At 56.9% G+C, this 15,439-nt stretch carries 13 protein-coding genes; 8 read left to right on the forward strand and 5 right to left on the reverse strand.

The window, feature by feature from the left end; all coding sequences use genetic code 11:
• Nucleotides 1-247 precede the first annotated feature (247 nt).
• Entirely contained in the window at nt 248-1,147 is a 900-nt protein-coding gene (locus E6C51_RS15985; protein WP_190236709.1) for a LysR family transcriptional regulator, read from the reverse strand.
• A 147-nt stretch (nt 1,148-1,294) separates the two neighbouring features.
• Here E6C51_RS15985 and E6C51_RS15990 point away from each other — a divergent pair, with 147 nt between their 5' ends.
• The 3 genes from E6C51_RS15990 to E6C51_RS16000 all read left to right on the forward strand — a co-directional run bounded on the left by E6C51_RS15990 (nt 1,295) and on the right by E6C51_RS16000 (nt 3,654).
• A complete protein-coding gene (locus E6C51_RS15990) occupies nt 1,295-2,227 on the forward strand; it encodes a VOC family protein (RefSeq protein WP_146936159.1) in 933 nt (310 codons plus the stop codon).
• A gap of 45 nt (nt 2,228-2,272) precedes the next feature.
• Nucleotides 2,273-2,881: an alpha/beta hydrolase gene (locus tag E6C51_RS15995; RefSeq protein ID WP_190236710.1), complete on the forward strand. Its 609-nt coding sequence runs from the start codon at nt 2,273-2,275 to the stop codon at nt 2,879-2,881.
• Nucleotides 2,882-2,952: 71 nt separating this feature from the next.
• Complete coding sequence (locus E6C51_RS16000) at nt 2,953-3,654, forward strand: pirin family protein (protein WP_190236711.1); 702 nt, start codon at nt 2,953-2,955, stop codon at nt 3,652-3,654.
• A gap of 220 nt (nt 3,655-3,874) precedes the next feature.
• Here E6C51_RS16000 and E6C51_RS16005 read toward each other — a convergent pair whose 3' ends face one another.
• Nucleotides 3,875-5,644 carry an ABC transporter ATP-binding protein gene (locus tag E6C51_RS16005; RefSeq protein WP_190236712.1) on the reverse strand — a complete coding sequence of 590 codons (1,770 nt, stop codon included), beginning with the start codon at nt 5,642-5,644 and terminating at the stop codon, nt 3,875-3,877.
• Between the two features lie 612 nt (nt 5,645-6,256).
• On the opposite strand from E6C51_RS16005, the gene E6C51_RS16010 reads away from it, so the two are divergent.
• From E6C51_RS16010 to E6C51_RS16030, 5 genes are all read left to right on the forward strand, one after another.
• Nucleotides 6,257-6,967, forward strand: a complete 711-nt coding sequence (locus E6C51_RS16010) for a TetR/AcrR family transcriptional regulator (protein WP_230987373.1) — start codon at nt 6,257-6,259, stop codon at nt 6,965-6,967.
• Nucleotides 6,968-7,386: 419 nt separating this feature from the next.
• The gene (locus E6C51_RS16015) at nt 7,387-8,640 is read left to right on the forward strand and encodes a sarcosine oxidase subunit beta family protein (RefSeq protein WP_190236713.1); all 1,254 of its coding nucleotides are present in this window, start codon (nt 7,387-7,389) and stop codon (nt 8,638-8,640) included.
• Between the two features lie 7 nt (nt 8,641-8,647).
• Nucleotides 8,648-8,920, forward strand: a complete 273-nt coding sequence (locus E6C51_RS16020; protein ID WP_146936169.1) for a sarcosine oxidase subunit delta — start codon at nt 8,648-8,650, stop codon at nt 8,918-8,920.
• The gene (locus E6C51_RS16025; RefSeq protein WP_190236714.1) at nt 8,917-11,754 is read left to right on the forward strand and encodes a 2Fe-2S iron-sulfur cluster-binding protein; all 2,838 of its coding nucleotides are present in this window, start codon (nt 8,917-8,919) and stop codon (nt 11,752-11,754) included. The genes E6C51_RS16020 and E6C51_RS16025 overlap by 4 nt, the downstream gene beginning before the upstream one ends.
• On the forward strand, nt 11,747-12,274 hold the full coding sequence (locus E6C51_RS16030) for a hypothetical protein (protein ID WP_190236715.1): 528 nt from the start codon (nt 11,747-11,749) through the stop codon (nt 12,272-12,274). Before E6C51_RS16025 ends, E6C51_RS16030 begins: the two co-directional genes overlap by 8 nt.
• Nucleotides 12,275-12,621: 347 nt before the next feature.
• Here E6C51_RS16030 and E6C51_RS16035 read toward each other — a convergent pair whose 3' ends face one another.
• The 3 genes from E6C51_RS16035 to E6C51_RS16045 are packed head-to-tail and all read right to left on the reverse strand — an operon-like array spanning nt 12,622 to nt 15,392.
• Nucleotides 12,622-13,596, reverse strand: a complete 975-nt coding sequence (locus E6C51_RS16035; RefSeq protein WP_190236716.1) for a TRAP transporter substrate-binding protein — start codon at nt 13,594-13,596, stop codon at nt 12,622-12,624.
• Nucleotides 13,597-13,623: 27 nt separating this feature from the next.
• Nucleotides 13,624-14,904 (reverse strand): TRAP transporter large permease subunit, encoded by a 1,281-nt coding sequence (locus E6C51_RS16040; protein ID WP_190236717.1) that lies wholly within the window; start codon nt 14,902-14,904, stop codon nt 13,624-13,626.
• Nucleotides 14,901-15,392, reverse strand: coding sequence for a TRAP transporter small permease (locus tag E6C51_RS16045; protein ID WP_146936179.1), 492 nt, complete (start codon nt 15,390-15,392; stop codon nt 14,901-14,903). The genes E6C51_RS16040 and E6C51_RS16045 overlap by 4 nt, the downstream gene beginning before the upstream one ends.
• Nucleotides 15,393-15,439 lie beyond the last annotated feature (47 nt).

Here is a 15,439-nt window from a genome sequence, read left to right on the forward strand (position 1 = left end):
GCGTTTTATAAAACGCACAAAGGACGCTGTATGTGTCGGAAATCACAGGTTCATTGTTAAAAACCAGCGGGAGCGCCTATCCGATCTCCCTCCTTGTGGGGGAGATGGCTGGCAAGCCAGAGGGGGGTAAACGGCACATAAAGGCGTTTGTGTCGTGTACTATGATATATGGCGCACGGCGCTGTAAGCTTTCTTGTTTCCGTTTGTCTGATCAGAAAAACCGGTTTCCACTTTTCCCTGACAAACTCTAAAGAGGGCGTGTGTGGGTGACATAATTCTCGAAGAAGTCGGAAAACTTGGCCACACGCATGGGCAGCTTTTCATAAGGTGGATAGTACAGGGTCAGCCACAGCGCGGGTGGCTCCCACTCGGGTAAAATCTGTTGCAGGCGGTTGTCGGCAAGGGCCTGCTCAACGATAAACAACGGCAGAAGGGCTATACCTTCGCCATTTTCCGCTAAACGCGCAATCAGATCGCCATTGTTGCCGGCCAGTGTTTTACCTGCCTTGATTTTGCGCGTTCGCCCGGAGTTGGAAAGCTCCCACGTCTCGCTCAACGAATCCTCGTCATAGGCAAGGCAAGAATGATCGTGCAAGTGTTCTGGCTCCGATGGCGTGCCAAATGCCGCCAGATAGCCGGGAGACGCGACGAGCACACGACGTACGCGGCATATTTTGCGCCAGATTGTTGATTTGTCCTTAGGCGCTTCGGATATCCGGATTGCGAGATCAACGCTATCCGAGACAATATCGATAAAGCGGTCGGTGAGGCTCAGCGAAATCGCAGTATCAGGATATTGCACCCGAAAACCCGATGCCACATCCGGCAAAATCTGTTGTCCCAAGGACATTGGCGCATTGATGCGCAACAGACCGGCCGTGTCGCCTTGCTGCTCACGCACCTCTTCGCCCGCCTTTTGAAACTCGGCCAGCAACGGCCCCACCCGCGCGGCATACACCGCACCGGCAGACGTCAACGACACCTGCCGCGTGGTGCGCAGCAAGAGTTGCACTCCAAGCCTTTCCTCCAGTGCGCCAACGGCGCGTGTCACCGACGGTGCGGTCATGGAAAGCTGGCGCGCCGCCGCCACAAAACTATGCAGCTCGGCCACGGCCAGAAAGGCCCTGATATCCTGTAAATCGCTCATGCTGCATTATTACGAAATTTGCAATAATATTGTCAATATTATTGCTATTCCGATTTTTGCCGATTTGCACCATCTTGTGTCCAACAGAAACACAATGCTTGGCACAACGCCTCGCACAATGTCTGGCAAATCAAAGGAACAGTCATCATGCTTACACAGATCAAGGGCCTGCATCACATGACCTCGATGGCCGCCCATGCCCAGCAAAACAGCGACTTTTTCACCAAAATCCTTGGTCTGCGTCGCGTCAAGAAAACCGTCAATTTTGATGATCCTGAAGTGTATCACCTCTACTATGGCGACGAAGTTGGCACACCCGGCTCGGTGATGACCTACTTCCCCTTTCCGCATATTGCACCCGGTCGTCAAGGCACCGGTGAAGTGGGCGAAACCTATTTTGCCGTGCCAAAGGGTGCTTTGTCCTTCTGGAAAGAACGGCTCCTTGCTCATGACGTGACCGGGCTAAATGAAAGCGAAGTGTTTGGCGAAAAGCGCCTGCGCTTCGACGGCCCGGACCGCGACAGCTTCTCGCTGATCGAGGTCGATAATGACAGCCGGATTGGCTGGAAAGGCGGCAGTGTTGCCACGGCAGAGGCCATTCAGGGCTTTCATGGCGCAAGCCTGCGGCTTCAGGATGATGCGGTGACAGGCGAATTGCTGCGCTTCATGGGCTATCAGCAGGTCGATAAGCAGGGCAACCACACCCGCTTTGCCATTGAAGGCGGCAATGGTGCCGATTTCATCGATATCGAAACGGTACCGCAAGCCGCCAGAGCCCGTCCGGGCGCTGGCTCGGTCCATCACATTGCCTTTGCGGTCGAAAACCGCGCCGCACAATTGGAAGTGCGCAAGGCATTGATGGACACGGGCTATAACGTGACCCCGGTGATTGATCGCGATTACTTCTGGGCCATCTACTTCCGCACACCCGGCGGCGTACTGTTTGAAATTGCCACCAACGAGCCCGGTTTTGATCGGGACGAAGACACAGCCCATCTCGGAGAAGCGCTGAAACTGCCCACCCGTTATGAGGCTCATCGCGAGCATATCGAGCAATTGCTCGAACCCATTACCGATTAATCTTTTATCCGGCGGGGCACCGCCCCGCCACCGGAGGCTTAACGCATGACAAGCTCTCATTATTTTGCACTGACACGCGACCCAAAGGGCGATGCTCCTCTGATCTTCGCCTTCCATGGTACGGGAGGCAATGAACACCAGTTTTCCGAACTGGTCGAGCAGATCGTGCCCGGTTCAGGTTTGGTGTCACCGCGCGGTGATGTGTCGGAACATGGTGCTCTCAGGTTCTTTCGCCGCACCGGCGAAGGTGTCTATGACATGGCCGATCTTGCCGAGCGTAGCGAGAAAATGGCGGCATTCATTGCCGACCATAAGGCAGCCAACCCCGGTCGCGCGGTCTATGGCCTTGGCTATTCCAATGGAGCCAATATTCTCGCAGCCGTTGCTTTCAAGCACGGTGATCTGTTTGACCGAATGGCCCTTTTGCATCCGCTCATTCCGTGGCGGCCTGCCGACAATGCACAATTGTCGGACAAACGAGTGCTGATCACCGCGGGACGGCGCGACCCGATTTGTCCTCTGCCTCTGACTGAACGCCTCATCGACTATTTTGAAACTCAGGGCAGCCACATCGACACCAGCATTCACGATGGCGGCCACGAAATCCGCCAGGACGAACTCTTGGCTCTGCAAGGCTTCTTAACTGCACCATAAAGTGTGTCGCATGTCCGTATCGTTTCACTGAAAACAGTGAAATGCGACATGCCTGAACAGGAGTGAAAACAATGATCCTGATCCACGAAGCGATGAACCGCGGCCATACCGATATGGGCTGGCTGAAGAGTGATCACAGCTTTTCCTTTGGCGGCTTTCTCGACCCCACCCGCATGGGCTATGCCAGCTTGCGGGTGATCAATGAAGACCGTATCGTACCGGGATCAGGTTTTGGTGCCCATGCCCATCAGGACATGGACATTCTGACTCTGGTGCTATCCGGCCAGCTCAAGCATGAGGATACATTGGGCAACGTCGCCACCATCTGCCCGGGCGAGGTGCAATTGATGTCAGCGGGCAGCGGAATCACCCATTCGGAAATGAACGCATCGGACAGTGAGGGTGCACATTTTCTGCAAATCTGGATGATTCCAGACACCAAAGGCGGCGCGCCCATCTATCAGCAAACCAACCTGCCAGCCAAGGAGGTGGCAAGTGATTGGACTTTGCTGGCCAGCGGCAAAGCCGAGGATCAAGCGCTACGGCTTCTCTCCGATAGTCGTGTGTCAATTGCCTATCCACGCGAAGGCATGACCACACAGATCCCAAGAGAAGCGGGCCGGGTCTATTTCATCCAGATTGTCGAGGGGCTGGCAACCGTCGATGGTGAACGGTTTGGTGCCGGAGATGGCTTGCAAATTGGCACCGAAGAGATGCCCAATCTCCATTGGGTGACCGATGGTCAGGCGCTGTTGTTTGACATGCGGCCTTAGAGTTTGTCAGGGAGAAGTGGAATCCGGTTTTCCCGAATAGACAAACGAAAATACAGAAATCGAGAGCTACAGCGTCCTTTGTGCGCCCTATATGGCGAACGGCGCTGTGAGCGGCTCTCACGCTTTATGACAGGAAGGACCAGACCGGGACTGTTTGGAAAGACAGCCCCGGTTTTATTACAGCGCCGTTCGTCATAAATGGCAGACAGGCTTTGCGAGTTTAGCCGATGGTCGCCAGTTGGCGATAACGTCCATCCGCCGCCATGAGTTGATCGTGGCTTCCCACTTCAACAATGCGTCCCTCTTCGAGCACCACGATCTGGTCCGCCTGACGCACGGTGGACAGGCGATGGGCGATCGAAACCACTGTTCGATCTCGACGCGCAACAAGCGCTGCGGACAGAGCACTTTCTGTCTGCGGATCGAGCGCACTGGTTGCCTCATCAAGCAACAGAATGCGCGGATTGCGCAAAATGGTGCGGGCCAGCGAAAGCCTCTGCCGCTCGCCCCCCGAAAACTGGTAGCCGCGCTCGCCGACCTCGGTTTGCAACCCTTTGGGAAGGCTGGCCACTTTTTCGCGCAGTTGGGCAAGTGCAAGCGCCTGTTCGATCTCTGCCGCCGACGCTTCGGGCTTGGCGAAGCGCAGGTTTTCTTCGATGCTGGCGTTGAGCAGAAACGGATCCTGCGTCACAACACCCAGAATATGCGAGAGTGTCTCAAAGCTGAAATCCTTGAGGTCGATCCCATCCAGCGTGACCCGGCCGCGATCAGGATCATAAAGGCGTGCGAGGAGATAGCCCAGCGTGCTCTTGCCCGAGCCGGTGCTGCCGACAATCGCCGTGTGCGTACCAGCTTTGATACGCAACGTGATGTGGTCAAGCGTCTGGCGCTCGGAGGCAGGATAGGAAAAGCAGACGTCTTCAAAGGCGATATCACAGCGCATGGCGTTGATATCAACGTCGACTGGGTTTTCGGGCTCGACAAGTGTAGGCTTGGTATCGAGGTAGCCGAACACGCGCGTGAGAAGCGCACGGGCTTTGCGCAGTTCAACCCTTGCCTCAAACAATTCGAGCATGGGCCAGAGCAATTGCTCTTGCAATGCAATGAGGGCAACCAGCGTTCCGATCGACACACCGAATCCGTAGGCGAGCATCAAGCCGCCGATGAGAAAAGTCAGCGAGGGCAGGATATCGAGCGCAAACATGATGATGGCAATTTCCCACTGACCGGCTGTGTGGGATCGCAATTCCAGCCGCGCAACGTCGGACGATGTCTCGCGAAAGAGCCGCACGAGGTGGCGCGAGCGCCCCATGGTGCGACCGAGGATAAAGCCTCCCGCCGACAGAGATTCGGTGACAGTGGCTGACATGTCGGCAATCCGCTCCTGCTGCTCGAAGGTGAGGCGCTCACGCAGAGCCGCCACACGGTTGTTAAGCCACAGCAGGACTGGCATGAAAGCGAGTGACGCAAACGCCAGACGCCAGTCAAGCAGGATCATTGCCACCACGGTTGTCAGCACCACGCTGACATTGCGGGCAACATCGGTGGCGGTATTGGTGAACAGGGACTGTAGACCGGCAATATCGCTCGACATGCGCGACTGGACCTCGCCGGTTCGCGCCGTGGAAAAAAAGGCAAGCGACAGCGATTGCAGATGCTCATAGAGGGTGACGCGAAGCTCATGCATAAGCTGCTGGCCGATGTGCGTTGACACATAGGCTTGCAACACGCCCGCAACGGCCGACAGGACGGCAACACCAATAAGACCGGCGCAGAGCCAGACCAGCAAGGAGGCGTCGCGCGCTGGCAATGCATCGTCGATGATGGCACGCATCATGAAGGGCGTCGTTGCCCCTGAGATGCCTGCGACGATGATCAGGCCGAGAACAGTCAACAAAGCCTTGCGGTGCGGGCGAAAGAGCGCAAACACACGCCTCCAGGGCGTATGCTGCTGCGCAGAAGTCTCATAGTCTGCGAAATCATCATCCATGGTCTGAACTTGTACATTCGTTGGGATTGCCGATATCTACGGTCGTTACAAACCGCAAAATCCATACCTTCCGGCATAGCGTCTTTGCCAGCGTCTTTCGGATCGGCGCGCCGGATTCACACGCAAAAGGCTAGCAAAGTCGATTTGAGACCACGTGGAGATTCTGTGTAGATTATGTGGATTAGACATATTCGTCACGGCTACGGCCTAGAGTTTGTCAGGGAAAAGTGGAATCCGGTTTTCCCGAATAGACAAACGAAAACACGGGAATCGAGAGTCTGTCTGGTTCAATTTGAACCTGACAGACTCTAGTTCCTTAAATCGGAGTGGATTTGCGGAGAAAATTATGTTTTGCGCTTTTTCAAGCAAAGGAATTGCCATCGACCGATCCAATCAATACATAAGTGTACTGAATAAATGTCAGTAGATTAAAAGTGCTACCACATCCTTTGTGTGCCAGGTTTGATGAGAAGCGCCGTAACGTCTCTACTGATGCCGTCGGCACGCATGGGCAGACTCGGCAGACATCGGCTTCACATTCTTTAAAGCGAGGCATGGTTGAATGTCCGCGCCAAAATCCGCTAAACTGATGTGACATCAAGGAGCAACCTCATGTCGACTCAGCAGATCGAAATGTCCGACGACAGTGCGGACAGCGATATGGAAAGTGCTGAGCGGGCACAAACGCTCACCAGATCAGACTGGCTTGCACTGGCTCTGGAAACCCTCGTTTCGGCGGGGATAGACAGAGTGAAGATTCTGATCATGGCCAAGCAGCTGGGCGTTGCTCGCTCAAGCTTTTACTGGCATTTCCAGAGCAGCGACGAACTCCACAAAGCCATGCTGGACGAATGGCTGCAAAAGAACACAGGTCCGATCATAGAGCGGGCGATGCGCCCCGAACCTGATATTATCCGCGCCGTCATCTCCGTTTTCGAGTGCTGGTTTGACGACCATCTTTTCGATCCAAAACTGGACATTGCTGTCCGGCTTTGGGCGCGAAGGTCGAGCGTCGTTCATACTGTCGTGGAGCAGGCAGATGCCATGCGGGTCGATGCCTTGACCAAAATGTTTCTGCGCTATGACTATCCCCCAATCGAAGCGACGGTGCGCGCTCGGGTAATTTATTTCACCCAGATCGGTCAGTATACGCTCGACAGCATCGAAGCGCCGAACATCCGTTTTTCCTACGGCCCTGAGTATCTGCACTCCTTTACAGGCAAACGGCCCGATGATCGTCAGATCGCCGAGTTGAATACAAAAATCCGTCAGTTCTACCCGGATTTTCAACCTGCCTTCTCGGGTCTGTCAGGTTCAAGTTGAACCAGACTGACCCCAAGGCACAATTCCTTAAATCGGAATCGATTTAAGGAGAAAATTATGCAGCAGATCAAAAGCGTTACGGCGTCCTTCGTGCGCCATATGTGGTGAGAGGCGCTGTAGAGCATATCGTGCTGTATGGACACATGTGTACGTTCATGGCATTGTGAGCCAAATCCTGGAGGCTTTCCCGTGAAGAATTATCGTGTTGCGATTATCAGCGATGGCGTCGGCGGCGTTTCGGCGGCATACCATTTTGCAAAATATGGCTGGACTGACAGCGGGATCGAACCAGCACACGCGTGGGTTATGTTACCTCCAGCGGATATGGTCACACGATAGGCAAAAGCTTTACCACCTGCGGCGGCCCCACCGGACCGCCGGTCCGATACCGCCGACGTCGATTGCAGAAGGCCCAAGGCATGACCCGACATTACTCCGCCCTGACACTGCTCAAGGAAGGGCTGAACGATCAGAAAGGCTGGGAAAAAGCCTGGACGTCTCCAGAACCGAAGCCGCGCTATGATGTCGTTATCATCGGCGGCGGCGGGCATGGGCTGGCAACCGCCTATTATCTCGCCAAGACACACGGCATCACCAATGTCGCGATCATCGAAAAGGGCTGGCTGGGCGGCGGCAATACAGGCCGTAACACGACGATCGTGCGGTCGAACTATTTCTTCCCCGAAAGTGTGCGGCTCTATGAGCTCGCACTGAAGCTCTATGAGGGGCTTTCAGTCGAGTTGAATTACAACATCATGTTGTCGCAACGGGGCATGGTGACGGTTGCGCACACGCCAGCGCAGATGGAAATGTCCGCGCGGATCGTGAATGCCATGCAGATCAATGGCACGGATGCCGAACTTTTCGGGCCTGACGACATTCGCCGCGTCCTGCCGCTTTACAATTTCAGTCCTGATGCGCGTTACCCGGCGCTCGGCGGCGTCTGGCAAGCTCGATCCGGCACAGCCCGGCACGATGCCGTAGCATGGGGCTATGCGCGCGCTGCCTCAGCGCTTGGCGTCGACATTATCCAGCAATGTGAGGTCGATGAATTCATCATCGAAGGCGGACGTTGCCGGGGTGTAAAAACCACCAAGGGCGACATTCGTGCCGATCGCGTTGCCATGGCCGTCGCCGGGCACTCTTCAGTGTTGGCTGCCAAAGCTGGCTTCCGGCTCCCCATTGTCTCCTATGCGTTGCAGGCCTGCGTGTCCGAACCCGTCAAACCGGCGCTGGATACGGTTGTGCTATCCCTTGGAACCGGCACCTATGCCAGCCAGTCCGACAAAGGTGAAATGGTTGTCGGCGGTGGGCTCGACAGGATTCCGTCCTATGGACAGCGTGGCAATCTGCCCGTGCTTGAAACCGTTGTTTCCGGCCTGCTGGAAATGTTTCCGTCATTTCGCCAGCTGAAGCTGATGCGTCAGTGGGCAGGCATTGTCGATGTCGTTCCCGACAGCTCCCCGATCATTGGCGAGACACCGCTGCCGGGTCTTTTCATGAACTGCGGATGGGGGACCGGCGGTTTCAAGGCCATTCCAGCCGGCGGCACGCTACTGGCCCATCTGCTGGCAACCGGCCAGCACCATGACATTTCCCGTCCATTTGATCTTGACCGTTTTGCCCGTGGGCGCCTCATCGACGAGGCTGCCGGGTCCGGCATCGCACATTGAGGAACCCATGCAAATCTTCTCCTGCCCCTTCTGCGGGCCCCGCCCGGAATATGAATTTCATTTTGGTGGCGATCAGGGCAACACCCGCCCTGAAGGGTTTGATGCCGTCAGCGCCGAACGCTGGTCAGATTATCTCAGCTTCCGCAACAATCCGAAGGGCATGGCGCGCGAGATCTGGATGCATATGGTCTGCGGCGAACTCTTCGCCATGGAACGCGATACTGTGACCATGGCAGCAAAACCCGGCCTCGCCCTCGGACCCCATGAGGCTGATGTATGAACGCGAAAAGACTTCCCCACGGCGGCGAAATCGACCGAACCCGCCCCATCAGCTTCACATTTGATGGCAAGACGGTGTCCGGTTTCGAAGGTGATAGCCTCGCCTCCGCGCTGCTGGCTTCAGGCATCACCATATTGGGTCGCAGCTTCAAATATCGCCGTCCGCGCGGGCTTTTCGGTTTTGGTGTGGAAGAGCCCAATGTCTATGTGGATATCGAGCATCAGGGCAGCTTTCTGCTGAACCAGCGGGCAACGACAACGCTGGCAAGAAACGGCATGGCAGCGCGTGCCGTCAATGCCTCGCCGACGGCTGCCGCAGACCGAATGGGTTTCATCGACCGTTTCGCGCGCTTCATTCCCTCGGCTTTTTACTACAAGACCTTCATGTGGCCCAATTGGCACCTGTTTGAGCCGCGCATCCGCGAAATGGCCGGTCTTGGGCGCGTGAACCCGGACCATCAGGGGCCTGTTTCGGTCCAGGTGAACCATGTCTGCGATACCGTCATCGTTGGTGCGGGCCCTGCCGGGCTTGCAGCCGCGCTGATGCTGGCGGAGGCAGGCGAGAAAGTGCTGGTGGCCGACGACGGTGTGCGTCCGGGCGGCAGCCTGCTGCATCGCGATGCCAAGATCGACGGCATGGCGGGGTTGGACTGGCTCTCTCGCACGCTTGCGCTATTGGCGGACCTCGGTGTACGCGTGTTGCCGCTGACGACCGCTTTCGGGCTTTACGATCATGGTCTGATTGCGCTGAACCAGCGCCACCGTGATGGCCGCGCCGATACATTGTGGCGTCTGCGACCAAAACGGATTGTGCTGGCCGCCGGAGCCATCGAGCGGCCCATGCCTTTTGCAATGAATGACCTTCCCGGTATCCTGTCGGCGCAGGCAGGCCTTGCCTATCTGCGTCGGCATGCAATCCTGCCGGGGGAGCGGATCGTCGTTGCGAGCAACAATTCCACCGGCGTCGAAGTGGCGCGCGCCATGGCCGAGGCCGGTGCGAATGTCACGCTGGTTGGCGAGACCGGCGAAACCTCAACCGACATCCGCCACATTCGGGGCCGGATCACGGCTGCGCGCGGTCGATCTGCTGTGCAATCCGTCATTCTCGACAATGGCGAGACCATTGCCACAGATTGCGTTCTCGTATCCGGCGGCTTCTCACCCACCATTCATCTTTATGCCCAGGCGAGAGGAAAGCTCAGGTTCGAGGAAGCCACAGCCGCTCTCGTCCCGGATGCCGAGATTCCCGGCGTGACGGTCGTGGGCGGCGCTGTCGGGCATTTCACGCTGGCGGAGGCCTTTGCTGCCTTGCCGCAGGCGCTTGCCGTTGATGCCGCACCCCCGGTTGCTGCGCCACAATCCTACACGATAACACCAGCCTGGCCAGATCCGAACATGAAGGGTCGTGTCTGGATTGATTATCAGCACGATGTCACGACAAAGGATGTAGCGTTAGCTGTGCGAGAGAATTTCGTCTCCGTCGAGCATCTGAAGCGTTACACCACTCTGGGCATGGCAACCGATCAGGGCAAGACGTCGAACCTGAACGGTCTGGCCCTCATGGGTGCCTTGACGGGGCGCACAATACCCGAGGTCGGCACGACGACCTATCGTCCCCCCTTCACGCCGGTGCCCTATTCGAGCTTTGCCGGTTTGCGTGGTGGCCAGCGCATGGAACCCCTGCGCCGACTTGCACTTGAGCCAGAGCATCGCGCCCTTGGGGCAACGCTCGGCGAGTACGGTGGATGGCTGCGACCCGTTCGTTATGGAAGCGACCACAGTGCTATTCTGGCAGAAGCGCAAACGGCCCGCCGCTCCGTCGGGCTCTTCGATGCCACACCGCTCGGCAAGATCGATGTGATCGGGCCGGATGCGGCAGAATTTCTCGACTTCATCTATTACAATTCCATTCCCTCGATGAAGCCCGGCACCTGCCGTTACGGTTTCATCCTCAACGAGAGCGGTATCGTCTATGACGATGGCGTTCTGGTGCGGTTGACCGAAGACCATTTTATCGTGTCCTGCTCTTCCTCGCATGTGGCAAGCGTTCACGCCATGCTGGAAGAATGGCGGCAGGATCGTTTTGCCAAACGCAAGATTTTCATTCATAATTCGACTGCCGAAAGCGCAACCGTGACCGTGACAGGGCCGCTTGCCCGCCGGGTGATTGAAGACGCGGGCATCGATGTTTCGCTTGACGATACCGTATTTCCGCACATGACCACTGTCTGGGGCCGTTTTGGTCAGGCGCGACTGCGGGCAACCCGCGTCAGCTTTACCGGCGACCGATCCTACGAGCTCTCGATCCGGCAGGATCTGGTCGGGCCACTATGGAAAGCTCTGGAAGAAAGCGTGCACCGGGCCGGTGGTGTGCCCATCGGCATTGAGGCCGTGATGATGTTACGCGCCGAAAAGGGCTTCATCGTGATCGGCAAAGACACCGACGGCATGACCCGACCGATGAACCTCGGCATATCGGGGCCGTTGCACAAGAAGAAGGCTGAGTTCGTCGGCAAACGCTCTCTCCTTACGGAGGAGGCGCAGCGAGCTGACCGCATGCAACTGGTCGGACTGGTACCAGCCGACGGGAAAGGCCTTCTCCCAACGGGTGCGCATGGGATTGATGTCAGTTCCGGCGCAATACGCTCGATCGGCTATGTCACCTCGAGCTATCCGGGCGTTGCGGTCGATCACCCCATCGCGCTCGGGCTCATTGAACGCGGTGCAGCGCGCATCGGCGACGAGATTGACATCCAGCATCTCGGTGAACGCCGCAAGGCCCGGATCACATTGCCATGCGCCTTCGATCCCAAGGGAGAACGCCTCTATGCTTGATCGTTCCAAATTCTGGTCCGCCGCAACAACCGTTGGCACCATTACCCGTTCACCTGCAATGACTGTGGAGGTTTTGCCTGCAATACCTCAGGTTATGATCAGCGGCGATTTCGCCAACGCAATGGCACGTTTCGATTTTCCTGCGCCGGTTGGCCTGCTCGCGCAAGCGAAAGGCGAACGCTACAGTCTTCGGCTTGCAAGAAACCGCATTCTGGTTGTCGGGCTTGACCTGACCGCAGAGCCGCAAAGCTGGCTTGACGGCATGGCGATGAGTTCCATGACCGGCGCGCTTGCCGTCATCGAAATTTCCGGCACGGCACGGATGGAGCTTGTTGCTCGCGGAACAGCAATCGACCCCGAAAGTGCCAGTCCCTGCGCTGCATTGCATTTTGCCGGTGTCAATTCGATCCTTTACAAATATGATGACCGTCTGCGACTGCATTTTGATCGTGGTCTTGTCAGCTATATGGCAGACTGGATTGTCGCAAACGATATACCCGGATCAAAATCAGCCTTGTGAGGGTTCGCAAGGGCATTGTTGCATCAATCGGATTCAAGTGGAAATAAGCCTATCCACGGGATCTTTCATCCACCACTCTTGAACTCGGGCAACCGAGGTCAATCATCCCGTTGAAACCATGGACGCCAATCTTGGCTTCTGTATTCTGAATTATGCAGCAGATTAAAAGTGTTACAGCACCGGGCACCATATATGGTGCCCGGTGCTGTATGCTATAGACCACAAGATGAACCAGCCCAGATGGCCCCGTCGTGCGCTTCTTTGACGGCAATACAAAATATGCGAAGGTCAAAAACCGTCGCCTGCTATCAATAACCGGGGGATCGACGCAACAAAGCCTCTGCGGATCACTTCTGGGTGGCGAGGATGGCATTCACCACGGCGTCGCCATTCTGCGCAATGTAACCATCCCAGACCGGCTTGACAGCAGCCTGGAAGGCCGCAGCGTCGACATCCGTGTTGACCTTCGTGCCAGAAGCCTGCAACTCCGCGATCATTGAGGCCTCCTTCTCTTGGGCCAGCTTGCGCTGCATGGCCACGGCCTCTGCCGCCACCTCGAGGACCACCTTCTGCTCATCAGCGGTCAAACCGTTGAACTTTGCGTTATTCATGGCAAGCGCCAGCGCGGAATAGGCATGTTGCGTGAGGCTCAGATACTTCTGAACTTCATTGAACTTGAAGGACAGGACAATGCCAATCGGATGATCCTGGGCGTCAACCACGCCCGTCTCAAGCGCAGTATAAAGCTCGGCGACCGGCAATTGTGTCGGGTTGGCACCGAGAGCCGCAAACATGTCGTTCAAGGCCTTGGAATTGTTAACGCGCATGTTGAGCCCGGCAACATCAGCCGGCACGCGGATCGGGCCGCGATTGTTGGTCATATTGCGGTAGCCGTTTTCTGGATAGCCGAGCATTTTCAGGCCATGCTGGGTGAACTGGGCAGAAACCCCCTGGCCGACCTCTCCATCCAGAACCTTGTAGGCAAGATTCCGGTTCGGAAACATGAAGGGCAGCTCAAAGGCTCCGGCATCAGGCACCAATCCGGTCAGGTTGTTAAGGCCTGTCATGACAATATCAATGATGCCGGATCGGGCACCGTCAATCATCGCCTGATCGTTACCAAGCTGGCCCTGCGGGAAAATGGTGACCTTGACCGAGCCGTTCGTGCGCGCTTTGACCTGCTCCTTGAAGAACACGGCGAGAGTCTGCTGCAAATCCGTGTCGGGCGCAGCATGGGCCAGTTTCAGTTCGGTCTCGGCATGGGCCGAAACGCCGCTAAAGACGATTGCAGTTGCCAGTCCAAGCAGTTTCAAGATTTTCATGTTCAGGCTCCTCCCTGTTGTGAAGTCTCAGCCGCCAAGAAACTTGGCGGGACCGGTAATGAGTTGGGGAAATATGATGAACAGTCCGAGCAAAACGGCATAGGCGAGCAGGAACGGTATCACACCGCGCACGGCCGCGCTCATCGGGACGCGTCCAACCCCGCAGATGACGTTGAGAACGGTCCCGACCGGAGGTGTCAAAAGGCCGATCGAGCAATTGAGAATGAACATCAGCCCGAAATAAACCGGATCAATGCCCGCCATCTTCACGACCGGCATGAACAGCGGCACCAGGATCAGAACGGTCGGAGACAGATCCATCACCATCCCGACCGCAAGTACGATCAGCATGATCACCAGCATCAGAAGTCTCGGGCTGTCGACCAGCGGTTGCAGCGTTTCAGCAAGCTGCTGAGGCAATTGGGCGACCGTGATCAGCCAGGCGGCAACCATGGCGGCACCGACCAGGAACATGACCATGGCTGTCGACCGGCACGCCGTCACCAGCACTTCAAGAAGGATCTTCGAATTCAGGGCACGATAGACGAAGGTGGACACGATGATTGCATAGACAGCGGCAACGACGGCGGCCTCGGTCGGCGTGAAGGCACCTGAACGAATGCCGCCAATGATGATAACCGGCAGCAGCAATGCCCAGATACCGTCTTTCAGCGCGGCCAGCCGTTCCTTGCCGCTCGCCTTCGGCAGCGTGTCGATCTGCTCGTTGCGCATGATGAAGGACCAGACTGCCATCAGCGTCAGCCCCATCATCAGTCCCGGCGCGATGCCCGCCATAAACAGTTTGGCGATTGAGATATTGCCGGCGACACCAATCAGGATCAGTGGCAGGGACGGAGGAATAATCGGCGCGATGATGCCCCCGGAAGCCAACAGGCCGAGACTGCGCCCTTCCGGGTAACCGGCCTTTCGCATCATGGGATAGAGGATCGCCACCAGGGCTGCGGCATCCGCAACCGCCGAGCCGGATAGCCCAGCCAGAACGATGGCGGTCAGGATAGCGACATAGCCAAGGCCACCACGCTTGTGCCCGACAAGTGTCATCGCAAGACGAACGATACGTTCCGACAGTCCGCCTTTGGACATCACCTCCCCGGCCACAAGGAAGAAGGGGATGGCGAGCAGGGGGAAGCTGTCGACTCCATTGATCAGACCCTGTGCCAATATATCAGGGCTGAACGTACCCAGATGCAACATCAGGGCCATGGCGGAAAGCAGCAGGGCGAAAGCGACAGGGAGACCGGCAAGGATCGCGACGATCAGAACGCCGAGAAAGAGGATCAGAGTCATTCTTGGATATCCTCCGGAAGGCGGGCATCAATGCTCATGGGATCAATGAAACGAACGATGGCAATCGAAGCCATCAGAACCGCTGACACGACGCCAGCAAGATAGAAGAGGCCTGACGGCAGGCCGGTGAGCGGCGATATATTCTTCCAATTTGCCAAGGTCTGGTTGAGCGCACCGATGAACAGCATGACGACGGCGACAAGCACCACGATCCAGCAAAGGCGGCGCAGGATCGGCACGGCCCTTGGCATCAGTGCCTCGGAGAACTCGGCCACGGCCAGATGCTCCCCGCGTCGCAAAACGACGGCGGCGCCCAGCATGACAATCCAGACGAACCACAACCGCGCCAGTTCGACGGACTGACGTATGCCGGATGAGAAACCATAGCGCAGGACGACATTGGCAAAAACGAGAGCAATCATGGCAGCGAGGATCACCGCCATCAGAATGTCGATAATCGACCAGATTACGTCAATAAGGCGTCGCATGAGATCCTCCTCCCCGAAGTCCCGTTGCGTTTAACCCATCGATGGGT

Origin of the sequence: Gillisella terrae (assembly GCF_004801395.1) — a bacterium.
GTDB classification, from domain to species: domain Bacteria; phylum Pseudomonadota; class Alphaproteobacteria; order Rhizobiales; family Rhizobiaceae; genus Allorhizobium; species Allorhizobium terrae.

What these genes read in the sequence shown, in the direction of transcription:
- E6C51_RS15985 (WP_190236709.1), bottom strand. Translation starts at nt 1,147, where the DNA reads ATGAGCGATTTACAGGATATCAGGGCCTTTCTGGCCGTGGCCGAGCTG.
- E6C51_RS15990 (WP_146936159.1), top strand. Translation starts at nt 1,295, where the DNA reads ATGCTTACACAGATCAAGGGCCTGCATCACATGACCTCGATGGCCGCC.
- E6C51_RS15995 (WP_190236710.1), top strand. Translation starts at nt 2,273, where the DNA reads ATGACAAGCTCTCATTATTTTGCACTGACACGCGACCCAAAGGGCGAT.
- E6C51_RS16000 (WP_190236711.1), top strand. Translation starts at nt 2,953, where the DNA reads ATGATCCTGATCCACGAAGCGATGAACCGCGGCCATACCGATATGGGC.
- E6C51_RS16005 (WP_190236712.1), bottom strand. Translation starts at nt 5,644, where the DNA reads ATGGATGATGATTTCGCAGACTATGAGACTTCTGCGCAGCAGCATACG.
- E6C51_RS16010 (WP_230987373.1), top strand. Translation starts at nt 6,257, where the DNA reads ATGTCGACTCAGCAGATCGAAATGTCCGACGACAGTGCGGACAGCGAT.
- E6C51_RS16015 (WP_190236713.1), top strand. Translation starts at nt 7,387, where the DNA reads ATGACCCGACATTACTCCGCCCTGACACTGCTCAAGGAAGGGCTGAAC.
- E6C51_RS16020 (WP_146936169.1), top strand. Translation starts at nt 8,648, where the DNA reads ATGCAAATCTTCTCCTGCCCCTTCTGCGGGCCCCGCCCGGAATATGAA.
- E6C51_RS16025 (WP_190236714.1), top strand. Translation starts at nt 8,917, where the DNA reads ATGAACGCGAAAAGACTTCCCCACGGCGGCGAAATCGACCGAACCCGC.
- E6C51_RS16030 (WP_190236715.1), top strand. Translation starts at nt 11,747, where the DNA reads ATGCTTGATCGTTCCAAATTCTGGTCCGCCGCAACAACCGTTGGCACC.
- E6C51_RS16035 (WP_190236716.1), bottom strand. Translation starts at nt 13,596, where the DNA reads ATGAAAATCTTGAAACTGCTTGGACTGGCAACTGCAATCGTCTTTAGC.
- E6C51_RS16040 (WP_190236717.1), bottom strand. Translation starts at nt 14,904, where the DNA reads ATGACTCTGATCCTCTTTCTCGGCGTTCTGATCGTCGCGATCCTTGCC.
- E6C51_RS16045 (WP_146936179.1), bottom strand. Translation starts at nt 15,392, where the DNA reads ATGCGACGCCTTATTGACGTAATCTGGTCGATTATCGACATTCTGATG.